32 protein-coding genes are annotated in these 21701 nt (G+C 61.1%); 28 read left to right on the top strand and 4 right to left on the bottom strand.

The window, feature by feature from the left end; all coding sequences use genetic code 11:
- Nucleotides 1-25: 25 nt before the first annotated feature.
- The gene (locus tag PX52LOC_RS28160) at nt 26-1165 is read right to left on the bottom strand and encodes a PD-(D/E)XK nuclease-like domain-containing protein (RefSeq protein ID WP_246173803.1); all 1140 of its coding nucleotides are present in this window, start codon (nt 1163-1165) and stop codon (nt 26-28) included.
- A 20-nt stretch (nt 1166-1185) separates the two neighbouring features.
- Between PX52LOC_RS28160 and PX52LOC_RS28155 the strand changes: the two genes are divergently transcribed.
- From PX52LOC_RS28155 to PX52LOC_RS28120, 8 genes are all read left to right on the top strand, one after another.
- Entirely contained in the window at nt 1186-1392 is a 207-nt protein-coding gene (locus PX52LOC_RS28155; RefSeq protein WP_149113207.1) for a hypothetical protein, read from the top strand.
- On the top strand, nt 1389-1616 hold the full coding sequence (locus PX52LOC_RS28150; protein WP_149113206.1) for a hypothetical protein: 228 nt from the start codon (nt 1389-1391) through the stop codon (nt 1614-1616). Before PX52LOC_RS28155 ends, PX52LOC_RS28150 begins: the two co-directional genes overlap by 4 nt.
- 13 nt (nt 1617-1629) lie before the next feature.
- A complete protein-coding gene (locus PX52LOC_RS28145) occupies nt 1630-1917 on the top strand; it encodes a hypothetical protein (protein WP_218575177.1) in 288 nt (95 codons plus the stop codon).
- Between the two features lie 167 nt (nt 1918-2084).
- On the top strand, nt 2085-2831 hold the full coding sequence (locus tag PX52LOC_RS28140) for a hypothetical protein (protein WP_149113204.1): 747 nt from the start codon (nt 2085-2087) through the stop codon (nt 2829-2831).
- Nucleotides 2828-3607, top strand: a complete 780-nt coding sequence (locus tag PX52LOC_RS28135; protein WP_149113203.1) for an ATP-binding protein — start codon at nt 2828-2830, stop codon at nt 3605-3607. The genes PX52LOC_RS28140 and PX52LOC_RS28135 overlap by 4 nt, the downstream gene beginning before the upstream one ends.
- Nucleotides 3604-3921, top strand: a complete 318-nt coding sequence (locus PX52LOC_RS28130) for a hypothetical protein (RefSeq protein ID WP_149113202.1) — start codon at nt 3604-3606, stop codon at nt 3919-3921. The genes PX52LOC_RS28135 and PX52LOC_RS28130 overlap by 4 nt, the downstream gene beginning before the upstream one ends.
- Nucleotides 3922-4108: 187 nt before the next feature.
- Nucleotides 4109-4597 (top strand): hypothetical protein, encoded by a 489-nt coding sequence (locus PX52LOC_RS28125; RefSeq protein ID WP_149113201.1) that lies wholly within the window; start codon nt 4109-4111, stop codon nt 4595-4597.
- Nucleotides 4598-4764: 167 nt separating this feature from the next.
- Nucleotides 4765-5301, top strand: a complete 537-nt coding sequence (locus tag PX52LOC_RS28120; protein ID WP_149113200.1) for a terminase small subunit — start codon at nt 4765-4767, stop codon at nt 5299-5301.
- Here the strand turns inward: PX52LOC_RS28120 and PX52LOC_RS28115 are convergent.
- From PX52LOC_RS28115 to PX52LOC_RS28105, 3 genes are read right to left on the bottom strand one after another with little or no spacing between them, the layout of a single operon-like run.
- A complete protein-coding gene (locus tag PX52LOC_RS28115; protein WP_149113199.1) occupies nt 5298-5612 on the bottom strand; it encodes a hypothetical protein in 315 nt (104 codons plus the stop codon). The two genes, PX52LOC_RS28120 and PX52LOC_RS28115, sit on opposite strands and share 4 nt — an antisense overlap.
- Nucleotide 5613: 1 nt before the next feature.
- Nucleotides 5614-5796 carry a helix-turn-helix domain-containing protein gene (locus PX52LOC_RS28110; RefSeq protein ID WP_149113198.1) on the bottom strand — a complete coding sequence of 61 codons (183 nt, stop codon included), beginning with the start codon at nt 5794-5796 and terminating at the stop codon, nt 5614-5616.
- Entirely contained in the window at nt 5793-5972 is a 180-nt protein-coding gene (locus PX52LOC_RS28105) for a hypothetical protein (RefSeq protein WP_149113197.1), read from the bottom strand. Before PX52LOC_RS28105 ends, PX52LOC_RS28110 begins: the two co-directional genes overlap by 4 nt.
- Nucleotides 5973-6113: 141 nt before the next feature.
- Between PX52LOC_RS28105 and PX52LOC_RS28100 the strand changes: the two genes are divergently transcribed.
- From PX52LOC_RS28100 to PX52LOC_RS28010, 20 genes are all read left to right on the top strand, one after another.
- Entirely contained in the window at nt 6114-7547 is a 1434-nt protein-coding gene (locus tag PX52LOC_RS28100) for a phage terminase large subunit family protein (protein WP_149113196.1), read from the top strand.
- Between the two features lie 2 nt (nt 7548-7549).
- A complete protein-coding gene (locus PX52LOC_RS28095; RefSeq protein ID WP_149113195.1) occupies nt 7550-8941 on the top strand; it encodes a DUF4055 domain-containing protein in 1392 nt (463 codons plus the stop codon).
- A gap of 106 nt (nt 8942-9047) precedes the next feature.
- Nucleotides 9048-9824: a DUF6651 domain-containing protein gene (locus PX52LOC_RS28090; protein WP_149115647.1), complete on the top strand. Its 777-nt coding sequence runs from the start codon at nt 9048-9050 to the stop codon at nt 9822-9824.
- Between the two features lie 172 nt (nt 9825-9996).
- A complete protein-coding gene (locus PX52LOC_RS28085) occupies nt 9997-11091 on the top strand; it encodes a P22 phage major capsid protein family protein (protein ID WP_246173486.1) in 1095 nt (364 codons plus the stop codon).
- 55 nt (nt 11092-11146) lie between these two features.
- Complete coding sequence (locus PX52LOC_RS41045) at nt 11147-11323, top strand: hypothetical protein (RefSeq protein WP_168219246.1); 177 nt, start codon at nt 11147-11149, stop codon at nt 11321-11323.
- 6 nt (nt 11324-11329) lie between these two features.
- Nucleotides 11330-11722 carry a hypothetical protein gene (locus PX52LOC_RS28080; protein ID WP_149113193.1) on the top strand — a complete coding sequence of 131 codons (393 nt, stop codon included), beginning with the start codon at nt 11330-11332 and terminating at the stop codon, nt 11720-11722.
- A 64-nt stretch (nt 11723-11786) separates the two neighbouring features.
- Complete coding sequence (locus tag PX52LOC_RS28075; RefSeq protein WP_218575176.1) at nt 11787-12395, top strand: hypothetical protein; 609 nt, start codon at nt 11787-11789, stop codon at nt 12393-12395.
- A gap of 29 nt (nt 12396-12424) precedes the next feature.
- Nucleotides 12425-12733 carry a hypothetical protein gene (locus PX52LOC_RS28070; RefSeq protein WP_149113191.1) on the top strand — a complete coding sequence of 103 codons (309 nt, stop codon included), beginning with the start codon at nt 12425-12427 and terminating at the stop codon, nt 12731-12733.
- 16 nt (nt 12734-12749) lie between these two features.
- Nucleotides 12750-13586, top strand: coding sequence for a hypothetical protein (locus PX52LOC_RS28065; RefSeq protein ID WP_149113190.1), 837 nt, complete (start codon nt 12750-12752; stop codon nt 13584-13586).
- Between the two features lie 17 nt (nt 13587-13603).
- Nucleotides 13604-13783, top strand: coding sequence for a hypothetical protein (locus PX52LOC_RS28060; protein WP_149113189.1), 180 nt, complete (start codon nt 13604-13606; stop codon nt 13781-13783).
- A 6-nt stretch (nt 13784-13789) separates the two neighbouring features.
- Nucleotides 13790-15322: a phage tail protein gene (locus PX52LOC_RS28055; protein WP_149113188.1), complete on the top strand. Its 1533-nt coding sequence runs from the start codon at nt 13790-13792 to the stop codon at nt 15320-15322.
- A 19-nt stretch (nt 15323-15341) separates the two neighbouring features.
- Nucleotides 15342-15773 carry a hypothetical protein gene (locus PX52LOC_RS28050; RefSeq protein WP_149113187.1) on the top strand — a complete coding sequence of 144 codons (432 nt, stop codon included), beginning with the start codon at nt 15342-15344 and terminating at the stop codon, nt 15771-15773.
- An 8-nt stretch (nt 15774-15781) separates the two neighbouring features.
- Nucleotides 15782-16174: a hypothetical protein gene (locus PX52LOC_RS28045; protein WP_149113186.1), complete on the top strand. Its 393-nt coding sequence runs from the start codon at nt 15782-15784 to the stop codon at nt 16172-16174.
- 170 nt (nt 16175-16344) lie between these two features.
- Nucleotides 16345-16857, top strand: a complete 513-nt coding sequence (locus tag PX52LOC_RS28040) for a phage virion morphogenesis protein (RefSeq protein ID WP_149113185.1) — start codon at nt 16345-16347, stop codon at nt 16855-16857.
- The gene (locus PX52LOC_RS28035) at nt 16850-18637 is read left to right on the top strand and encodes a phage tail tape measure protein (RefSeq protein ID WP_149113184.1); all 1788 of its coding nucleotides are present in this window, start codon (nt 16850-16852) and stop codon (nt 18635-18637) included. Before PX52LOC_RS28040 ends, PX52LOC_RS28035 begins: the two co-directional genes overlap by 8 nt.
- Nucleotides 18634-19422: a hypothetical protein gene (locus PX52LOC_RS28030; RefSeq protein ID WP_149113183.1), complete on the top strand. Its 789-nt coding sequence runs from the start codon at nt 18634-18636 to the stop codon at nt 19420-19422. Before PX52LOC_RS28035 ends, PX52LOC_RS28030 begins: the two co-directional genes overlap by 4 nt.
- Before the next feature lie 3 nt (nt 19423-19425).
- Complete coding sequence (locus PX52LOC_RS28025) at nt 19426-19614, top strand: hypothetical protein (protein WP_149113182.1); 189 nt, start codon at nt 19426-19428, stop codon at nt 19612-19614.
- Nucleotides 19601-20707, top strand: a complete 1107-nt coding sequence (locus PX52LOC_RS28020) for a phage late control D family protein (protein ID WP_149113181.1) — start codon at nt 19601-19603, stop codon at nt 20705-20707. Before PX52LOC_RS28025 ends, PX52LOC_RS28020 begins: the two co-directional genes overlap by 14 nt.
- Nucleotides 20704-21330, top strand: a complete 627-nt coding sequence (locus tag PX52LOC_RS28015) for a phage baseplate assembly protein V (protein WP_149113180.1) — start codon at nt 20704-20706, stop codon at nt 21328-21330. The genes PX52LOC_RS28020 and PX52LOC_RS28015 overlap by 4 nt, the downstream gene beginning before the upstream one ends.
- 2 nt (nt 21331-21332) lie before the next feature.
- Nucleotides 21333-21698, top strand: coding sequence for a phage tail protein (locus PX52LOC_RS28010; protein ID WP_149113179.1), 366 nt, complete (start codon nt 21333-21335; stop codon nt 21696-21698).
- Nucleotides 21699-21701: the final 3 nt, after the last annotated feature.

Below are 21701 nucleotides of genomic sequence, written 5' to 3'. Positions count from 1 at the left end.
GCGGTTGGTCCTTTCAGTTGGTTGTCTAGCTAAACATGAGCATGGGCAGGTCGGTGTCTTCGAGGATGTGCGGCGGCGGCCGGTCTCGCCACGGCGCGTCGCCGTACTTCACCAAGCACTCGGCGTAAAGGTGCTTCATGTCGCTGATCCGCATGTGAGCAGACGACCAGAACACGTTGAGGTCTGCGCCGGGCGCTTCGGCCTCTTTCATCAGGACCATCCGCAGGTCGAAAGGCGGGGACGACTCGATGAACACGAGCACGAAGCCGTGCTCCTGCGTCTGCGTGAACTCCTCAAGCCACTGCTCACTAACGCTTCCGAAGGTCTGGATTTCACCTGAGGCGAGTTGCTGCCTCGCCAGTTCACGGACTTGGTTGTAAAAGACGCACTGGAGGTGATACCCCTCGTAGAAGATCGCCTCAAAGATGGCCTTTTCGACGGGTTTCCCGCGCGAGTTTGAAAAGGTCTTGATGTCGATGGTGGAGCGCGGGCGGACGTAATCCATCCGCGACTTTAGCATGACGCCAGTTTCCGGGTCGCGAACGAAGAACGAGACTTCGGGCATCCCCCCGGTCAGTGCCGCACTAGCGTAGGGGTCTGCGGCCAGCACGGCGGCTGCGGCGGCGATTCGCTTGCCCTCATCCGCACCGAGGAACGTCTTTCCTTCATTCATGGCAGCATACTTCGCCAGTTCCTGGTCCCAGATCACAGAAGGGAGGCCGCTCGCAACTATACGGTCCACGAGGTCCGACTTCTTCTTGCCCGACTTCGGCAACTTGTTGAGGTCGAGAAACGCCTTCATGTCGTCCACCGTCACAAGCGCGCCGGGGAAATCCTCCGGTGAGAGCTTGGGGGCGAAAGAGCGTGCGAATCGTTCGGGTTCGAGTGCGAGGGCGTGAACGGCCTTCCCGAATCTCCGCGCCCCAGTGTCGTCTTCCGGTTCACGGTCGGGGTTGAGATTGCGGTGCCAGTAGTTCAGCTTCGATACGGTAAGGTGTTTAATGCCGCTGCACGATAACCCTTCGGCGGCGTGGTAAAACTCCTCATCCATGTCGAAGTAAATTCCCGGCTCTACCGCGTGCCTTGGTTTGTTAGCCATAGCGAATCCATTCATTCGTTGACGATTTGTAAAAAGTGTGCCAACACTAGATGAGTTTTTCACCATCGTCAACAGGTTTTTTCACCATGCAGAATACCGAAATAAATGCTGCTGATATTCTTGAACAGGCAGTGCTAGCACTAGGCTCTTTAAGCGCCGTTTCACGTAAGACGGGGCTTGACAGGGGAACTCTGAAGTTCATCAGGAAGAAGCAGACACTTTCACCACATGCCGACACCATCGCCAAATTGGTCAAGGCCAGTCGCAGCAAGCCGGCGCAGGTCGTCGAGTGAGCGCGAACCGCTCCGTTGACCTCCTTGCGCTCCAGCTCAGGAAGGCAGGCATCGCCGGGGCGATCAACCCCACAGCACGGATGATCTGCGACCTGATGGACATGTTCAACGAGCAGCACGGCAACGACCGGGTAATGTACCGGAAGGAAGTCAGGGAACTGACTGACGAGGTGAAGGCACTGAAAGAGCAGGTGGAAAAGCTGCAAGGGAACGCGAATGGTTAGGCGGGCGGCCTCAGTGGACGAGAACCAGGCCGAGGTGGTCGCGGCGTTCCGCAAGATGGGCTGTTCAGTCCAACCGCTCCACACCGTCGGGCAGGGTTGCCCCGACCTTTTGATCGGGCATCTCGGAGTCAATCGCGTCGTCGAGGTAAAGGACGGGAAAAAGCCGTTGGGCAAACGCCAACTCACGCCAGACCAGCAGACGTGGCACAACCAGTGGCGAGGCGAAGTCGATGTGGCCGAGAGCGTGGACGATGCCGTCCGGCTCGTCCGCAAGTGGACCGGCTGGCAAAGCGACTCATAAACCGCTTGAACGAGCCACCCGGCTGTGCTAACGATCGAACTGCACTCACCTCCATGTTGTTTGCAAACGGGGGCAACGGAATAGCTACCGAGCTCATCACATCCTTTCCCGGATCGAGCCGCCCCCGTCATTTTTCACATCAAGGGAAAGAAGGGGAAAGGAGTCTCATGCAGCAGTACCGTGTCAAAGACTGGGAGGAATTCCAGCATTACAAAGACCGTAGCCCACCGTGGATACGGCTTCATAAGCGCCTGCTCGACAATTACCGCTTTCATTCGCTTCCCGATGCTAGCAGAGCGCTAGCGCCAATGCTTTGGCTGCTAGCAAGCGAAAACAACGACATCAGCAGTGGGGTAATCGACGGTCCAGACGAAGAGATCGCCTTCCGCCTTCGAAGAAGCGTTGACGAATTTCGCAAGGCGATGAAGCCACTGATTGAGAAGGGTTTTATAGAAGCGGTTCAAGATGCTAGCGACACGCTAGCAGACTGCCAGCGCGTTGCTACCTCAGAGGCAGAGGCAGAGACAGATAGGGAAGAGACAGAGAAAGAACCCCCTACCCCCAAAGTCGCCATCGACTACCAGCGGATGGCCGACATCTGGAACGAGACCGCCGGGCAACACTGCACGAAGGTCGGAAAGCTTACCGACTCTCGAAGGCGTTCGCTCCAGAATCGCCTCGCGGACTCCTTCGACGGGTCCGTCGAGAAGTGGCGGGCGTACTGCGAGACGATTCAGAAAAGCGGCTTCCTAACTGGCGGCAACGACCGCGGCTGGAAGGCTGATTTTGACTGGGCGCTCAAGCCACTAAACGCGGCGAAGGTGATGGAGGGCCGGTACGCGAAGAGCGGCGGCAAGCCGAGCAGCTTCGCTGAGCAGGACTACAGCGCAGGCACGAAAGGATTCCTCACATGATCGCGATGGAGGAGAACACCACGGCCCTCGCCTGCGAAAAGCACGGGGCACAAACGGCAAAAATCTGGCGGCTCACCGACTCAGCGGATTGGAGTCCGGCGCGTTGCCCGGAGTGCCTCCGAGAGCAGGAGGAAGCCGAGCTGGCCCGCAAGCAGGAACAGGAACGGAAGGCCGGCGTTCAGGCGAGGGAGCGGGCAATCGCCCGGCACATCGGCGAATGCATGGTTCCGCTCCGCTTTGCAGGGGACACGTTCGACACGTACCATCCGACCTGCCCGAAGGGGGGTGCCGCCCTCGAAACCTGCCGTCGGTACGCGGAAGGGTTTGCCACGCAAAGCGCGGGGTTGATCCTCTGCGGCCTCGCCGGGACGGGGAAAACGCACCTCGCCTGCTCCATCGTGAGCCACGTCATCCGGCACCACGGCAAATCGGCTCGTTTCATGAAGACCGCCCAGGCTGTCCGGGTCGTCAAGGAGACGTACTCCCGGAACTCCAGCCTGACCGAGCAGGAAGCGATCACGTCATTCCGGCGGTTCGACCTGCTGGTTCTCGACGAGGTGGGCGTCCAGTTCGGCAGCGAGGCTGAGAAGAACATCCTGTTCGAGATCATCAACGAGCGGTACGAGAACCTGCTTCCGACGATCCTCATCAGCAACTTGGCCGTGCCCGCGCTGGAAAGCTTTGTCGGGGAACGGGTTATCGACCGCATGAGGGAGAACGGTGGCCGGGTGATCGTGTTCGACTGGCCAAGCTACCGAAACAACCCGCCCGCATGATCGACGAAGCCCTCATCGCCGCGTGCCGCAAGAAGGGAACGGACAAGAAGTTCCAGCTCTGGCTACGCACGCAGCCTTCGGCCATCGACGGGCAGATGGATTACGACCCCGACACCGGGCAGTCGTGGTGCGACCCCTGCCACTACCGCACAGCGGCCAATTCGGGAACCGGGTGCAAGCCGGAATACTCCGCCATCCCGATGACCCACGCCCAGCACCTCGAACAGCACCGGGTCGGTCAGTTCAACTTCCGACCACGCGAATGGTGGGAACTTCAGGTCAATCGTCATCTTCGCCGCTGGCTGGCATCGTAGTTCCGATCAGCACGAGGCTGGTAATGAGGTAGATTCCCGAGAGCAGTTCCATCCCCGAGCAGTACCACCAGCGGGATAAGCGATCCATTCGGAAAACGGGCCGAGGTTATAAGCGCGGCGTAAACGAACGCTTGCCGACACTCAACCAGTTGTGCTACGGTCAGGAAAAGCACACAGGGGGTAGTGGATGCAGCGCGACGACATCGTCACTTTCGACCGGCCGGACCGCGACGACATCGAGGTCATCCGCAACGCTGCCGGAATTGTCATCTCCGCCCACGTCATCGACCGCAGCGTCCTCGCTTACCTGATTCGCATCGACCTAGCCGACCACGGCCACGAAGCGTCGGCTACGACCTTCCTCGACTGGCAACTCTCCTACACCTCCGTTCGGGGAATGAAGGTCGCCAAGTACGGACAGCACGGTGGCGGTGACGGCGGGAGCGAGAAGGCGTCGAAGTACCTCCGGCTCATCCGGAAACTCGGTCACGAGACCCAGAAGACAGTGGAACACTGCATCGACCCGCACTCAGCGTTGGACCAGCGCGAGGCGTACCGGCTGCGATTCATCTACCTCGCCGCACTCGATAAGCTGGGAAGGCTCATCCTCGCAACGAGAAAAGAATTTGAGGACGAGGCGAAGAAACCTGTTGCGCCGGAAGGCGATCCGCGCTAGCCTCGTAATTGGGTGTCGCCACAGGTGCGCCCAGATTCTGCCCCGCTCGAAGCGGGGTTTTTCATTTCAGTCAGCCGCCAGCCGGGGCCGGCTACAGTACGCGAAGCAAAAGTCCCGCAGAGGGATGCCACCGCGACCGCCCGGCACATAACAACCACGTAACAGGCATGACCAACACGCTCACTCCGAAGCAACAGCGATTCATTGAGGAGTACCTCATCGACCTGAACGCGACCCAGGCAGCAATCCGCGCCGGGTACAGCGAGAAGACGGCGAAAGCCATTGGCCACGAGAACTTGACGAAACCAGACATACAAGCCGCCCTGACCGAGGCCCGCCAGCGCATTACAGAACGCACCGAAATCACTCAGGACCGCGTCCTGAAAGAATACTCCAGGCTGGCCTTCCTTGACATCCGCAAGGCGTTCGACGAAGAGGGCAGGCTCAAGCCGATCCACGACCTCGACGATGACACGGCTGCTGCTATTTGCGGCGTCGAAGCTGAAGACCTTTACGAGGGGCGCGGCGAATCACGCGAACACGTAGGACGCCTGCACAAGATTAAGCTGTCCGACAAGCGCGGTGCGCTCGACAGCATCGCCCGTCACCTGGGCATGTTCAACGACTCGCTCGAATTGAAAGGCCGCCTCGCCATCACCCACGAGGACGCACTGAAGGAGTTGGCCGAGGAAGACAACGGTTAAGGCTGGTAGCTCGCAAGGGCACCGACCGACACCCACGCTTCCACTGGGCGTTTGCCTCCGTAGACACGCACATGGGTATCTGGACCATCGCGGTCGAGCAGGGAAACCTGCACTCCGTCACGGGTCATGAAGCAGCCGTGGTGGAACAGGTAGTCAGCTCCGCGAGCGTCACGCTGGAGCATCGCCTCGTACATCTGGCCGAGCAGTTCCTTGCTGATGCAGATCGGGAAATCAGATTTCAGGCTGTCAGCCTTCGCTGGTGTCGCCCCAAGAGCCGCGCAGATCGCGGCGAGTAATGTTAGTTTACGCATATTAAACCTTTCTATGTTTGCGCTCGTCATCGAGCATTCTGAGTAACGCAGCTACCGCATTCGGCACAGGGTTTTCCTTGCCCCATGCTGCGATGGTGCGACGTGACGTGTTGAGTTGTCGGGATGCCTCGGCTTGAGAGCCGAACAGCTTGTCAAGCAGCCCTACAAGATCGTCGCGGTTCATGCCGCCAGCGTTTGCTGCTCGGCCTCGATCAAGAAGCCAATCTGCTCGATGAGGCAGAGGTTGCTATGGGTGAGGGTCTTCTGGCCCAACATCTTCGCAAACAGCTTCGCCTTATCGCAGACAGGATAAATGGTCTTGTTGCCGTATACTTCGCGGACTTTGACAGTGATCTTCATGGCTCGATTCCTTTCGTATGCTGGCGGCTTCAGTGCCGCTCATGAAAAACACATTAGTGCAGATTATGCACAAGCGCAACAAGAAAGTGCATCATATGCACAACAAAATGCATGTATTGAGACTATTCAAACAGTTGCGGCATGACCCCGAGTGAAAAGGGTATCCGTCTCCGGCTCCGCGACGACTTTCGCTGGTACGCATCACGCTGCCTGACCATCCGCTCCAAAAGCGGCCGTGTCCAGCCGCTCAAACTGAACGAAGCCCAGCTCTACCTTCACGACAGGCTCGAAGAGCAGAAGGCAAAGACCGGCAAGGTCCGCGCGCTGGTGGTGAAGGGACGGCAGCAGGGCTGCTCGACGTACACGGAAGGCCGGTTCTTCCACAAGGTCACGCACCTGATCGGCATCAAGGCGTTCATCCTGACGCATCTCGATGAGGCGACGAACAACCTGTTCGGGATGGCGAAGCGGTTCTACGAGCACTGCCCGCCGGTCGTCCGGCCGTCGCTGCGGGCCTCGAACGCCAAGGAGCTGCTCTTCGACAAACTCGACAGCGGGTACAAGGTCGGCACCGCCGGCAGCAAGGGCGTCGGACGAGGTGACACCATCCAGCTCTTCCACGGGTCGGAAGTCGCCTACTGGCCAAACGCCGACACTCACGTCGCCGGAGCGCTTCAAGCCGTACCGGACGAACCGGGCACCGAGGTGATCCTCGAAAGCACGTCGAACGGTCGCCAAGGCCTCTTCTACGAAATGTGCGCGGCGGCCATGCGCGGTGAAGGCGAGTACATTCTCGTGTTCATTCCGTGGTTCTGGCAGCCGGAGTACCGCAAGACAGTGCCGGATGGCTTCAAGCCGACCGAGGACGAACTGGCCTACCAGACCGCATACGGCCTCGACGACCAGCAGATCGCGTGGCGCAGGGCGAAGATCGTCGAACTGAACGGCGTCCACAACTTCCGCCGGGAATACCCGGCCACGCCAGAAGAAGCGTTTTCCGCCGAAGTGCCGGGCGCGCTCTGGAAACGAGACCAGATCAACAACCTCCGCCACACTGGCGAACTGCCGGTGATGAAGCGCATCGTCGTGGCGGTTGACCCGTCCGGCGGCGACGGGGTTCAAAACGACGAAGTGGGACTCGTGGTTGTGGGCAAGGACGCCCAGAAGCACGGCTACATCCTCGCGGACCACTCCGGCAAGTACACGCCCGAGACCTGGGCGAGCAAAGCGGTGGCCCTCTACCGCCAATACAAGGCGGATCGCATCGTCGCGGAAGCGAACTTTGGCGGGGCGATGGTCGAAAGCACCATCCGCGTCGTTGACCGGAACGCTCCGGTCAAGCTGGTCCACGCCTCACGCGGCAAGCAAGCCCGAGCCGAACCGGTGGCCGCTCTCTACGAGCAGGGCCGTATGCACCACTGCGGTACGTTCATCGGCCTCGAAGACGAGATGGTGACGTGGGTGCCGCTGGAATCGAAAAACAGCCCGAACCGCGTTGACGCGCTGGTCTGGGCCGCAACCGAATTATTGATCGACGGGCCGGGCACCGCCACGGTGGCCCCGCTCAGGATGTGAGCATGACAGAAAACAACGTAGCAAAACAGTCGGACGCGGTTGAGCAGATGGCCCAGAACTGGGGCGTCATCGAAGCCCTGATGGGCGGCACCGACGCCATGCGGAAGGCAGGCTCGCGGTATCTCCCGCAGTGGCCAGCGGAAGACGCGGAGTCTTACAAATCTCGGCTCAAGACGGCGACGCTGTTCCCAGCTTACTCGCGGACGGTATCCGTCCTGACCGGCAAGCCGTTCAGCAAGCCGCTGAACATCGGCGAAGACGTGCCGGAGCGGATGGTGGAATGGCTCGACGATATCGACCTCGAAGGCCGGAACCTCCACGCCTTCGCGTCCGACCTGTGCTTCAACGCACTCGGCTACGGCATCTGCGGCATCCTCGTGGATTGCCCGCCAGCAGGCGGAACGAGAACGGCAGCAGACGAGAAGAAGGCGGGCATCCGCCCCTACTTCGTTCACGTCCGCCATGACGCGATTCTGGGCTGGCGCGCGGAGAAGCGGGGCAGCGTTTGGTCCCTGAGCCAACTCCGCCTGATGGAATGCGTAGAAGAACCAGACGGGGCTTTCGGCACGAAGTCGGTCCAGCAGGTCCGTGTGCTCGAACCCGGCAAGTGGACGACCTACCGCAAGACTAAAAGCACCACGGGTGCCGAGGAGTGGACGGAGTACGAAACCGGCACGACCAACATCAAAGTCGTCCCCTTCGTGCCGGTCTACGGCTTCCGCAAGGCGTTCATGGTCGGCACGCCGCCCATGCTCGAACTCGCCCACCTGAACGTCGAACACTGGCAGAGCAAGAGCGATCAGCAGACCATCTTGCATGTCGCCCGCGTGCCCATCCTGTTCGGCAAAGACCTCGGACCAGAAACGGCACTCAACGTCGGCGCGGGTTCATTCATCAGCGCTTCCGGCGAACACGCAGACATGAAATACGTCGAGCACAGCGGGAAGGCCATCGAAGCGGGCCGCCTGTCGTTGCTCGACCTCGAAGACAAGATGCGGCAGGTCGGAGCCGAACTGCTGGTCATCAAGCCGGGCAACCTGACGGTAGCCCAGACGGTTGCCGACAACGAGCCGGGCATGTGCGACCTGCAGCGAATCATGCAGTCGCTCGAAGACGCCCTCGACCAGGCGCTCGACCTGATGGCGATGTACGTCGGCGAGAAGGAAGGCGGTCACGTCTCCGTCTACAGCGACTTCGGAGTCGCGACGTTGGCGGAAGGCTCGGCCCAGTTGCTCTTCGAGATGAAGGCGGACGGGTCGCTCAGCCACGCCACGCTGCTGAACGAATTGAAACGCCGTGGCCTGCTCAGCGCCGACATCGACGTGGAGAAGGAAATCGCCGCTGCGAAGGCCGAGAAGCCGGACATCGAGCGTCAGGAGAAAGTGAACGTATAGCGGGTCAGCCCGCACACAGAATGCCGCAAGGGGGATTACCGAGCGGTGCAACCGGGGCCGGATGGTCCCACAAGACGGTCGGATGGCCGAGAAAGAGACGTACTACATGAAGCTCAAACTTGACGACAAAGGCGCAGTCGTGGTTCAGGACGGCAAGCCCGTCTACGTGACCGACGACGGCAAGGAAATCGCCTTCGATGCTCCGGCAACCCGCGACACCATCGCCCGCCTCAACAGTGAGGCGAAGACCCACCGCGAAGCCAAGGAAGCAGCCGAAGGCAAACTGAAGCTGTTCGAGGGCATCGAAGACCCGGCCAAGGCGCTCAAGGCGCTGGAAACCGTGAAGAACTACGACGACAAGAAACTGATTGATGCCGGTGAAGTCGAGAAGGTGAAGAAGGAGGCCAAGGAGGCCTTCGACCAGCAGCTCGCCGCCACTGAAAACAAGTACAAGCCCGTCGTGGATGAGCGTGACGCACTGAAGAACGAACTGCACCAGGAGAAGCTGGGCGGTGCGTTCAGCCGCTCGAAGTTCATTCAGGACAAGATGGCGATCCCTGTCGATCTGGCTCAGGCCCGCTTCGGCACCAACTTTGCCATCGAGGATGGCAAGATCATCGCCAAAGACGGATCGGGCAACCGCGTTTACAGCCGCGCGCGCCCCGGTGAAGTTGCCGAGTTCGACGAAGCGCTCGAAATCCTCGTCGATTCCTACCCGTACCGCGACAGCATCCTGAAAGGCACCGGCGCTTCTGGCGGCGGCGCTGGTGGGTCCGGAGGCGGCACTGGTGGGAAGAAGCAGGTTACCCGCGCGCAGTTTGACGCTATTACCGATCCGATGGAGCGTGCCAAGGTGGCCCGCGAGGCGACGATTACTGACTAACGAGAAGCCCCGCCGGATGGCGGGACGATTTTAACCTGCAACAACCAACTCCCTGCCATACCGGCGGGGTTTTTCATTTAGAAGGAGACTACCTATGGGTTCGAGTACAATCACAAACCTAATCCCAACTATCTACGAATCGCTGGATATTGTTTCCCGCGAGATGGTGGGCATGATCCCCGCTGTCACCAAGAACAGCAGCGCTGAACGTGCCGCGTTGAACCAGACCATTCTTGTTCCTGTAACGCAGCCTACCACGCTGATCGACAACACCCCTGCCGTGACCTCACCCGATAACGGTGACCACACGGTCGGCAACGTGTCGATGACCATTTCCAAGAGCAAGAGCTACCCGATCCGCTGGAACGGTGAGCAACAGCTCGGTCTGCGGTCTGCGGGCACGTTCAACGAAATTCTGCTCAACCAGTTTTCACAGGCTTTCCGCACTATCGTCAACACGATGGAAACCGACTTGGTGAATGCAGGCTACCAGGGCGCTTCCCGCGCTTACGGTACCGCAGGCACCGCTCCGTTCGGTACTGCTGGCGATCTCTCCGATGCTGCGATGGTTCGCAAAATCCTTGACGACAACGGCTGCCCGCAAAGCGACCTGCACCTCGTGCTGGGTTCAAGTGCTGTGGCAAACCTGCGCGGCAAGCAAACCATCCTGCTGAAAGCCAACGAAAATGGCTCCGACGCATTCCGCCGTTCTGGTGCGATTGCCGAAGTTCCACTCGACGGCTTCATGCTGCACAACAGCAACTCGATCTCGCAGATCACGAAGGGCTCCGGCGCGTCGTATGTCACCTCCGGTTCCACCGCGCCGGGCGTCAAGAGCATCGCGCTCGTGACCGGCACCGGCACGGTGAACGCTGGCGACGTGGTAACGTTCGCGGCGGACGCCAACAACAAGTACGTCGTGAACTCTGGCGTTGCGGCTCCGGGCACCATCACCATCGGCGATCCCGGTGCGCTGGTGACGATCGGCACCGCTAACGCGATGACCGTGGGCAACAGCTATACCCCGAACCTCGCGTTCCACCGTTCAGCTATCCAGCTCGTCACGCGCGCACCTGCTCGTCCGCTCGGCCCGAACGGCGAACCGATGGACTCGGCGGATGACGTGCTGATGGTGACCGACCCGATTTCCGGCATCACCTTTGAAGTCGCGGTTTACCGCCAGTTCAAGCAGATGCTGTTCCTGGTCGGTCTGGCTTGGGGCGCGAACGCGATCAAGCCGAACAACATCGCTATCCTGCAGGGCTAATCTGACGCAACCTGGGCGGCGGCTTCGGCTGCCGCCCATCTTTTAAGGAGAACTTATGTCGAAGAAAACCACCAAGGCTGATGAAGCCGAAACCGAAGCACAGGTCACCGAAGCGGCTGCTGCCGAAGAATCCACCGAAGGCCTCGTCAAGATGCACAAGAACGGCGAACACCTCCACGTTCATCCTACGACCGTCGAAGCCCACAAGGCTGCTGGCTGGCAGCACGCTTAACGACCAATGCTCCTCACTGATGACCAACTCGTTGACGTTCGACGCTTCATGGGCTATTCCGTGTCCGGCAACGCGACAGCGCAGCCGTACCGGGAACTCGTGTACTCGAACGTCTCCTACATGGGGCTTTCGCTCGACTACCGACTGGCCAACCTGTCGGTCAACGAGGAGATGGTCATCGTGAACACCTACCTTCCGGCCCTGAAGGCCCGCGAACAGGAAATCCAGGGCGCGGCGTCTAACCTCGACACGGAATCGGCGGCGGTCTGGAAGCGCAACAGCAACGAAATCAGCGACCGCATCAGCTTTTACAACTACCTTCGTCGCGAGTTGTGTACCTTCCTCGGCTTCCCACCCGGCCCCCAATTGGCGGCGGGTGGGCGGGTCGTCCGGTCCTGATCGTTCGATGAACGGCCAGTCCATTCAGCAGCGAATCTGGCGTGGATACGCCAAAGCCGCAGCCGTGCTCGGCTCGGCCTGCCAGTTCTCCCGCCCGGCAAGCGGCGTTACGCCTACCGTCTGGACTGACCCCGTCACGCACACGCTGAACAACCCACTGTTCTGCCGCTATGTCTCGCTGAACGCGGAGGACATGAAGTACAGCAAGCCGAACAAGTACGGCAAAGCGACGTGGTATGCACTCGTTGACGGGTGCGGCCTTCAACCCGGCGACTACTTCGTCGGTTCGGAAGGCACGTTCTTTGTCGCCGCCTTGCAAGCTCTACTCCCGATCCTCGTCGTGGAGTGCAACCGCACCGTGACGCTTTCCCGCGTCCCAAGGCAAACGGCGGTTGGCGCAGTCAGCTACAGCGGCATGACTCAGCAGAACGAAACGCCCTACGTCAGCGGTGTCCCATGCAGCATCTTGCAGGGCACGAAGGGCGAGAAGAACGAAGCCGACCTTCCGGGCGACGTGCGCCTGCCTTGGTGGGTACTGCTCATGCCTGCAAGTGTCGGTACCGTCCTTTACGGCGACCTGATCGTCGATGACCTCGGGAAGCGCTACATCGCCAGCTCGGTGGAGCTCACCGACCTCGGCTACCGCATCACGGCCATGCAGGCCAACACGTAACGAACTTAACAACCCATTTTGGAGGACTTATGACCGACGACATCACCACCCCGGCACCAGAGCAGGATAACGCCCCTTTGTCCGAATCGCCAGCAGCACAACCTGCTACTGTTCCTGCCACGGAAGACGCCCCTGCAGAATCGCAACCTGCTGCGACGAGTGCCGAGAGCAACCCGGCTGAATCTGTCGCCGAATCACCAGCCAAGTCCGAACTAGATGAAATCTCGGACGACCTGTCCGCCGTCCTCGCCAAGCTCGAAAGCATCGAGCACGCGGTAGCTGCTGAAATCAAATCCGGCGTCGAAGCATTGATCGCGCGGATCACGCAAGTCCTGTAGACACACGGAGCGCCGCTTGGCCGACCTGTCCGATGTTGAAAACGCCCTCGTAGCCGCAGTCACGCAGGCCATCTACCCCACCGGCACGGGCAACCCGTCCGTGGCGAACGCTGATTGCCGTGTTTATCGCGGCTGGCCGATCCCGGCGAGCCTCGACACCGACCTCGCGGCGGGCAAGATCAACGTCACCGTCTTTCCGCTCGATCCCGAGCAGAAGATGACCCGCTACACGAAGGACTGGCAGCTCCAGACCCTGCCGACCCCGGCACTGACGCTCACCGCGTCGGGCACCACGATCACCGTAGGAGGCACATCCAGTTCACCGCTGAATGCCGCAGCACTGGTGAACCGAAAGGGTTACGTCTACGCGGTGCAGCCCGGCGACACCCCGAGCAGCATCGCTACCGCTCTCGCCGCCCTGATAAACGCCGATACCCCCGCGACCAGCGTAGGAGCGGTCGTCACCATCCCCGCAGCCAAGCAGCTCGCAGCCCGAGTCGGGGCCGTGGGAACGGTCATCCGGGAGACGAAACGACAGAAACGGACCTTTCAGATCACCTTCTGGTGTCCAAACCCGACGCTCCGGGACGCAATCGTCGCTCCCGTGGACGCCGCGCTGGCCGGAATGGAGCGCCTGAGCCTGCCGGACGGCACCGGAGGCCGCTTGCTCTACGAACGCAGCCGGGTTTCCGACCGCGTGGAGCGTGCAGTGCTTTACCGCCGCGACCTCTTCTACTCGGTCGAATACGCGACCACCAACACGCAATCAGCCAGCCAGATCGTGGCCGAGCTGTTCAACCTGACCGGCGGCCTCGACCCGAGCAACCCCGCAATCGCAACCTTTACCATCTAGCCGCCAAGGAGATACGCATGGCCCAAGTTCTCGTCGTCACTAACCCGTTCGGAGGCCGCGCAGCCGGTGAACGCATCACCGATCCGCAGGAGATGGAACAGATTCTGGCAGGTGAACACGCTGGCAACGTCGTGCGCGCCAACCACGAGGACGCCCCGGCGGTCAAAACCACTTCAAAAACCAGCAATCAGGAGTAACCCGCCATGACCATCGTCCAGCAGGGCCAAATCAACACCAACGCGCTCATCGTACCCGACCTGATCGTCCAGATCGTCCCGCCGTCGTGGACGCTCCTCAACGGCGTGCCCACCAACGTCCTCGGCATCGTCGGGACGGCGACATGGGGTCCGGTGAACAGCCCGACCATCGCCAGCGGGGTGGCTGACACCGCCAGCCAGTTTGGCCAGATGCAGGCCCGCAAGTACGACCTCGGCACGGCCGTCGCCGCAGCAGCCCTTCAGGGAGCGGCCAACTTCCGTCTGGTGCGCGTCACTGACGGAACGGATGCCGCAGCCAGCGGCACGGCAGGCACCGGGATAGGCATCACCTTCACGGGCAAGTACACCGGCTCGCTCGGCAACAGCCTGAGCGTCATCATCTCGGCGGGCACGAACAGCACGTCCGGCACGCCGACGTTCAAAGTCACCGCTTCGCTGCCCGGCCAGCTTCCGGAAGTCTTCGACAACATCGGCGGCACTGGCAACGCAATCTTCGTCAACATGGCGAACGCGATCAACCTCGGCCAGAGCGGCCTTCGCGGCCCATCCCAGATCATCGTCGCCACGGCAGGCTCCGGCACCACGGCACCCACCGTTCCGCTGACGGTTTCCATGTCCGGCGGCATCGACGGCGCGGCAACAATCACTGCTTCAGTTCTCATCGGACTGGACACCATCCCCCGCAAGGGCATGTACGCCCTGCGCGGCACCGGCGCTTCCATCGCCATGCTCGCGGACGCCGACGATTCGACCCAGTGGTCGGCTCAGGTCGCCTACGGCCTGTCCGAAGGCACTTACATGATCCTCACCGGACCGGCGGGCGACACGATCAGCAACGCCGTCACCGTGAAGGGCACGGCGGGCATCGACAGCTACGCTGCGAAGCTGCTCTTCGGAGACTGGGTGTACATCAACGACAACGTGAACAACCAGGTGCGCCTGATTTCGCCACAGGGCTTCGTCGCCGGGATTCTGGCCAATCTGTCCCCCGAGCAGTCGAGCCTGAACAAGCAGATGCTCGGCATCGTCGGCACGCAGAAGAGCTACGCCAACCAGCAGTACAGCAACGCCGAGCTTCAGTCGCTCGGACAGGCGGGCATCGACGTAATCGCCAACCCGGTTCCGGGCGGGAAATACTTCGGCGCGCGCTTCGGCCACAACACGTCGAGCAACGCGGTGGTTCACGGCGACAACTACACCCGCATGACCAACTACATCGCATCGTCGCTGAACGCGGGCATGGGCATCTACATCGGCAAGCTCATCAGCCCGACCGAGATGCAGCAGGCCAAGGCCACGCTCGACAGCTTCTTCGCGAACATGTCCCAGCAGGGCATGATTCAGGAGTGGAAGGTCGTGCTTGATCTCTCGAACAACCCGCAGAGCCGCACCGCGCTGGGCTACCAGCAGGCCGACGTTAAGGTCCGCTACCTCGCCATCAACGAGGTGTTCCTCGTCAACGTCGAGGGCGGCCAGTCGGTCGTCGTCAACCGCGGCGGCACCGCGCCTGCATTTTAACTGACAAGGAGTATCGCCCATGCCAATCAATGATTTTTCAGTCGGCAAAGACGTGTCGCTGACCGTGGTGACCAGCTACGGCACCATGAAATTCGCCGGTCTCACCGACTTCAGCGCCGACCCGATGACCACCGACCTCAAATCGAAGGCTCTCGACGGCACGCCGCGCTTCGGGTTCATCCCGGACGGCTACAAGGGCTCCTTCAAACTCGACCGCATGGACCCCACGGTGGACAACTACTGGGCGCAGGTCGAAGCCGACTACTACGCCGGAAAGAACCAGAAGGCTGGCACGATCAGCGAGATTATCACCGAAGCCGATGGCTCGATCACCGAGTGGCGCTACACCGGCGTCATCCTCCGTCTGGAGAAGAGCGGCGACTGGGGTGGCGACAAGAAGGTGGAGCAGTCCATCACCTTCGAGGCCGCGAAGAAAATCAAGGTCGCATAGGGGGACGTATGGCCAAAGTCACAATCAACAAAACCACCGACAGCGAAACACCCAGCCAGTCCATCGTCAAAGCGGCCAGCCAACTGGCACACGTCACGGACTCGCGGGGCCGCTCCATCGCCATCCGTAAATTCAGTGCCCTCGATCGGCTTCGCATGTTTGAGGCCATCGGGCCTGAGAACTCGAAGAACGAACAGTATCTGGGCTATGCGGCGCTTGCCTTCCATGTCGCGAGCATCGACGGCGACTCAATTGATAAGCCGTCAACCAAAATGCAGCTCGAAGCCCTCGTGCAAAGGCTCGACGACGACGGTATGAACGCGCTAGCGGAGCACTTCGAGAAGCAGGCGATAGAAGCGACCTCGGCCCTGACGGGGAACGCCGCACTAAAAAACGAGTAGAGCATCCCGAACTGAACCTGTGTCTTTATCTGGTTAAGAACGGGGTGCCTTTTGACGTAGCGTTCAGCCTCCCTCCTGAAGACGCGATGGCGTGGACGATCATCTTCGGCCAGCACGACGGCAGGGAATGGGACTGGAATCGAATGTCGTGGAAAGAACGGGATTAGCTGATGGAACTCCTCGAACTGGCGCTCAAGCTGGGTGAAGTCGCCCTGCTACAGCACAAAATGGAGCAGTCCGCTCTCGACAAGGCGACCCGCATCGTCCAGAAGCGTGCCAAGGAGAAAATCGGCGAGTATCAGGATCAGGCCGGGCCGTTCGTGGCGTGGGCTGAACTGGCCGAATCCACGCTCCACGGCGGTTATGCCAACGGGATTCGATTCCCCGGCAAGATTGAACTCGGCTACGCAACGGAAGAGGATCACAAGCCTCTGCTGCGCACCGGCGAAATGCGCGACAGCATCGAGCGGAAAGTCACGGGCAACGAAGGACATGTCGGCTCGAATTCAGACATCATGGTGTACCAGGAGCTGGGCACCGCACACATCCCGCCGCGCTCCACACTCGGGGGTGCTTTGGTAGAGAAGCTGGATGAAGTTTTAACCACCGTCGGTGAACATGCCGTGGCCTCACTGGTCGGCAAGGGTGTTCACGGCGGCAAAATGTTGATTGACCATGACTGAGGCGTACAAGGTTGGCATTACCATCGCCCTGACGAACCAGATCAGCCGCGGGCTGTTTTTGATTCAGGGTGACCTCGCCAAGACCGACGCGCAGGCGAAGAAGCTGCACGCGACGCTGCGGGAAATCAAGACTCTTGGCCTCGCCGGAGCCATCTTCGGCGGGATCGGGTACGCCGGTCTCCACGCGCTGGGCAAAACGCTCGACGCCGCGAAGGAGTACCAGCAGGCGCTCGCCCAGTTCAAGGCAGTGGGCCTCGGTGACTCCATCAACAGCGACGCCGACAAGTTCGCACGCGGTGCCAGCGTCATCGGCGCTTCCGCGACCGACCTGATCCGCACCACCCGCGACCTGCACACAGCGCTGGGCGACTACGGCATGGCGAAATCGCTGGCCCCGCAGATCGCACAGATGAAGTTCGCGAACCAAGCCGTCTTCGGCTCTCACGGCATGGACTTCAGCGAAAACCAGCTCCGGGCGATGGAAAAGATCATCGAAATGAAGGGCGGGTTCAAGAGCCCCCAGGCGTTCATGGGCCAAGCCGACATGATGCAGAAAGTCATCTCCGGCACCGGGGGCATGGTGAAGCCGAGCGATTACCTGCAGTTCATCAAGACCGCCGGTGTCGCGGGGCGCTTGCTCAGCAACGAGTCCTTCTATTACACGATGGAACCGCTGATTCAGGAGATGAGCGGTAACCGCGTCGGTACCGCAACGATGAGCGCCTACAACAACCTCGCGCAGGGCCGGGCTACCGTCCGCGCGGCTCGCGAGATGATGAAGCTCGGCATCCTGAACCCCCGAATGGTCGAGTACAACAAAATCGGCGAGGTGAAAAGCATCCACCCCGGCGCGCTCAAAGGCATGGACCAGTTCGCATCCGACCCATTCCGCTGGATGCAGGAAGTGTTCATCCCGGCTATGAAGGCCAAGGGAATCACGTCCGAATCGGCGATCCTCAACGAGATGGGGTCGATATTCGGCAACCGCACCGCCTCGAACCTGTTCAGCCTGATGTTCTTGCAGCAGGACAAGATCGAAAAGAACATGGCGATCAGCAAGGGCGCGATGGACACCCAGCAGCTCTTCAAGCTGGCGATGACGACGCCGGGCGGGGCGGATAAGGCTCTCGGTGCTGCTTGGGATAACCTCAAGACGGCGGCGGGCAATTCCCTGATCCCGATCATCATCCCCGCGTTGAACAAGCTCGCGGAAGTCCTGCGAGCGGTCGGCCAATTTGTCTACCAGCACCCGCGCGTTTTCGACACGATCATCTACGGCTTCGCTGGCCTGTCAGCAGCCCTTTTGTTCAGCGGGTCGCTCCTGACCCTCAAGGCGGCTTTCATCGGCATCAAATTCCTGATGCCCACACTTGCCGCCCAGATCACGGGTTCCGTGCTGCCTGCCCTTACCGGCCTGACAGCAGTCCTCGGGCCGCTGGCAGCAATCGCCCTCGCCATCGCCAACGCCGAAGGCATCGGCAAATGGGCCGACGATCACGGCCTGACGAAGTACAACCCGTTCGTGATGGCGGAAAAGTTCGGCGAACGCATCGGGAACCGAATTCTTGCTGACAATCCCGGTCGATACGGTGTGACCCCACCTCGCGGGGGACGCGGCAAATCCGTGATCGAAGTCCCGGTCAATCTCGACGGCAGGCAGATCGCGAAAATTGTCTCCGACTACCAGTACCACGCCCTGAATACCTCGCAATCGTCCGGCAGCGGCTTCGACGGCAGGCAGTCTTTCGTATCGCCTTCCCACAATCCGTTCGCCCCATGACGACGCTCACCCTCGGCGGGATCGTATTCGCGGGCTTCGAGATACCGGAGACCATCAACTTCGGCGGCCAGCAGATGCTGGTCACCCACAAACAGCCCGGCGGCAAGCGCGTGATCGACGCGATGGGGCCGGATGACGACGATGTCCACTGGTCGGGGCGCTTTCGCGGCGACAGCGCGGAGGAACGGGCGTTGCTGCTCGACTTCATGCGCCGGGCAGGGAAGCAACTGCTCCTGACGTGGAGCCTGAACCGCTACCAGGTTGTCATCCGGGACTTCAAAGCCGATTTCCACCAGCCCTTCGAGATCCCGTACAGCATCACCTGCCAGGTCGTGACGAACGAGACGCAGGTCATCGCCGAAGCGATAGTCGGGTTCATCGAAGCGATGGCGGGCGACCTCGCGGAAGCCGTGGGGCTGAGCAGCGTCATCGCCAGTTCGACGATCAGCACCGCCGTCGGTGCGGTAGCCACTGCGTTCACGAATTATCAGGCTGGCGTACCCGCCACCACGAATGCGCTCGCAGGGGCTACAGCAGTCGCCGAAGGGCCGTTGCTGGCCAGCCTGCAAACCTCGATCACATCGGCTCAGGCGACAACTCAGGGCGTCATCTCCACGACCACGGCAGGAATCAACACCGCCCCGGTCAGTGCGGGAGGCTCGCCGTCAATCATGGGCGGCTTGCTCAGCTCCGGCGCTTCCGGCTTCAGCCAGCTCGGAAACCTGTACCAGCTCAACAGCGTGCTCGCCCGCATGGGCGTGAACACCGCGAACAAGGGGAACTGAACCATGCGCACCGTCACCGTCGCCGGGGGGAACCTCTACCAGATCGCCCTGCAATACCTCGGGGACGCGACGCAATGGAACCGGATCGCGCAGGAAAACGGCCTGATCGACCCGGTGCTGACCGGAATCGTCACTCTTCAGATACCTTCGGTCGATCCGAATGCGGGCGGAGGCATTTTTGTCCCTGCTTAGCAGCCTGAACAACCCACGTCTCGCCACCGGAGTTACCCGCAAACCCCGCTGCAAGGTCGCAGTCAACGGCATCCCCTTGACCGGGGTGACCGAAGTCGAAGTCACGAACGCCAGCCATTTCACGGCCGACACGTTCCGCGTCGTCGCCGCGAGCAGCGGCCTGCCGCCTGAACTCGCCCCGGCCTACTGGGCGCTCTCCTCCGGCGACCGGGTATCGGTGGCGGCGGGGTTCGAGGACGATTCGGGCAACCTGACGACCACACAATGGATTCTCGGGCAGGTGGACAGCATCGACTACGACCCCGTTCGCCGGTCGATCACTCTCACCGGGCGCGACCTGTCCGCCCAGCTCATCGACAGCAAGACGGCGGAAAAATTCGTCAACCAGTCGTCGAGCCAGATAGCCGAAACCCTCGCCAAACGCCACGGCCTGACGCCAGCGGTGCAGGCGACCACGACGAAAGCGGGCACGTTTTACGACATCGACAACGTCGTCCTGACGCAGGAGCAGACGGAGTGGGACCTGCTCGTCTACCTCGCGGGGCGGGAAGGCTTCGACGTGTGGGTCAGCGGCAACACGCTGTATTTCCAGCCGCCGCCGGTCAACACGGCACCGCCGTACATCCTCGCGTGGTCGGAGCCGCCGAACTCGAACGCAATCGACATCCACCTGACGCGGTCGCAGACGCTTGCCAAGGACATCATCGTCAAGGTTCAGACGTGGAACCAGCAGCAGCAGAAAAGCTTCGTCGTCACGTACAAGGTGACGCAAGCGTTCAAGAGCCAAAGAGGCGGCGGCAACGCACAGACCTACAGCTACGTCGTTCCCAACCTGACGCGGGACAAGGCGCTCCAGTTCGCCAAGGCGAAGGCCGAGGAGATCACTCGCCATGAACGCGTTCTGACGGCAAGCCTGCCGGGCGACAACCTGCTCACTACCCGCGCGATGGTGCAACTCGTCGGCACGAACACGGCATGGGACCAGAATTACTACCCCGACACGATTACCCGTCGCATCTCCTTCGAGGAAGGCTACCGGATGGAGCTTCGGGCGAAGAACCACAGTACTCAAAGCACGGTCGTACTCGGATGATGCAAGGACTCAACAACCTCAACCGCAGGGAAAGCGAAAAGGCGATGAGCCAACGCGCGCTCGTGCGCATGGGCATCGTCAGCAGCTACGACCCGAACCGATACGCCGCCAAGGTGACGATCCAGCCGGAAGGCTTCGAGACGGGCTTTCTGCCCGTGGCTACCCCGTGGGTGGGCAGCGGATGGGGCATGTTCTGCCCCCCGACGCCCGGCGACGTGGTGGACGTCCACTTTCAGGAGGGCGGCAAACTCGCCGCCTACGTCTCACTCCGCTTCTACGGCAACGCCGCACCGCCGCTCAACGTGCCGTCCGGCGAGTTCTGGCTGGTGCATCAGTCGGGAACGTGCGTGAAGATGACCAACGACGGGAAAATGACGATCAACGGGCACCTCGAAATCGACGCAACCGCGCCGACAATCAACATCACGGCTGCGTCCACCGTGAACGTCACCGCCCCCGCGATCAACCTGGGCAGCGTCGGCCAGACGCTCCAGAAACTGGTCACGTCGGCGATGCAGGCCCTATTCAACAGCCATACCCACCCGGCACCGGGCGGAACCACAGGGACGCCCAACCAGACGATGGGGGCTTCTCACGTCACTACAGTTACTTCGGCAGGATAGCTATGCCCGACATCGGACACTTTTTCAGCGGCGACCTCCAGCTCGGGGCGAACGGCGACCTGCTCGTGGCCGACAGCGTGCTGGAGAGTCAGCAGCGGGTTCTCCGCAGGCTCCTCACGAACCCGACCGACTACATCTGGCAGCCGGGCTATGGTGCTGGGCTTCCCCGCCAGATCGGCATGCCGATAAGGGAGAACGAGATCGACAGCCTCATCAAGTCGCAGATGTACCTGGAGCCGAGCGTGGTTCAATCCCCGGCCCCGCAGATCGTCACCAGCTCAATCCCGAACGGCCTCGACGTGCAGATTCAGTACGTGGAGGTTGACTCCTCGCAACCAACCGCGCTAAGCTTCAGCGTCACACCGTAGAGA

Origin of the sequence: Limnoglobus roseus, assembly GCF_008254045.1 — a bacterium.
Classification (GTDB): domain Bacteria; phylum Planctomycetota; class Planctomycetia; order Gemmatales; family Gemmataceae; genus Limnoglobus; species Limnoglobus roseus.
Note: the sequence above shows the minus strand (reverse complement) of the source record. Positions and strands in the feature narration are given on the sequence as shown.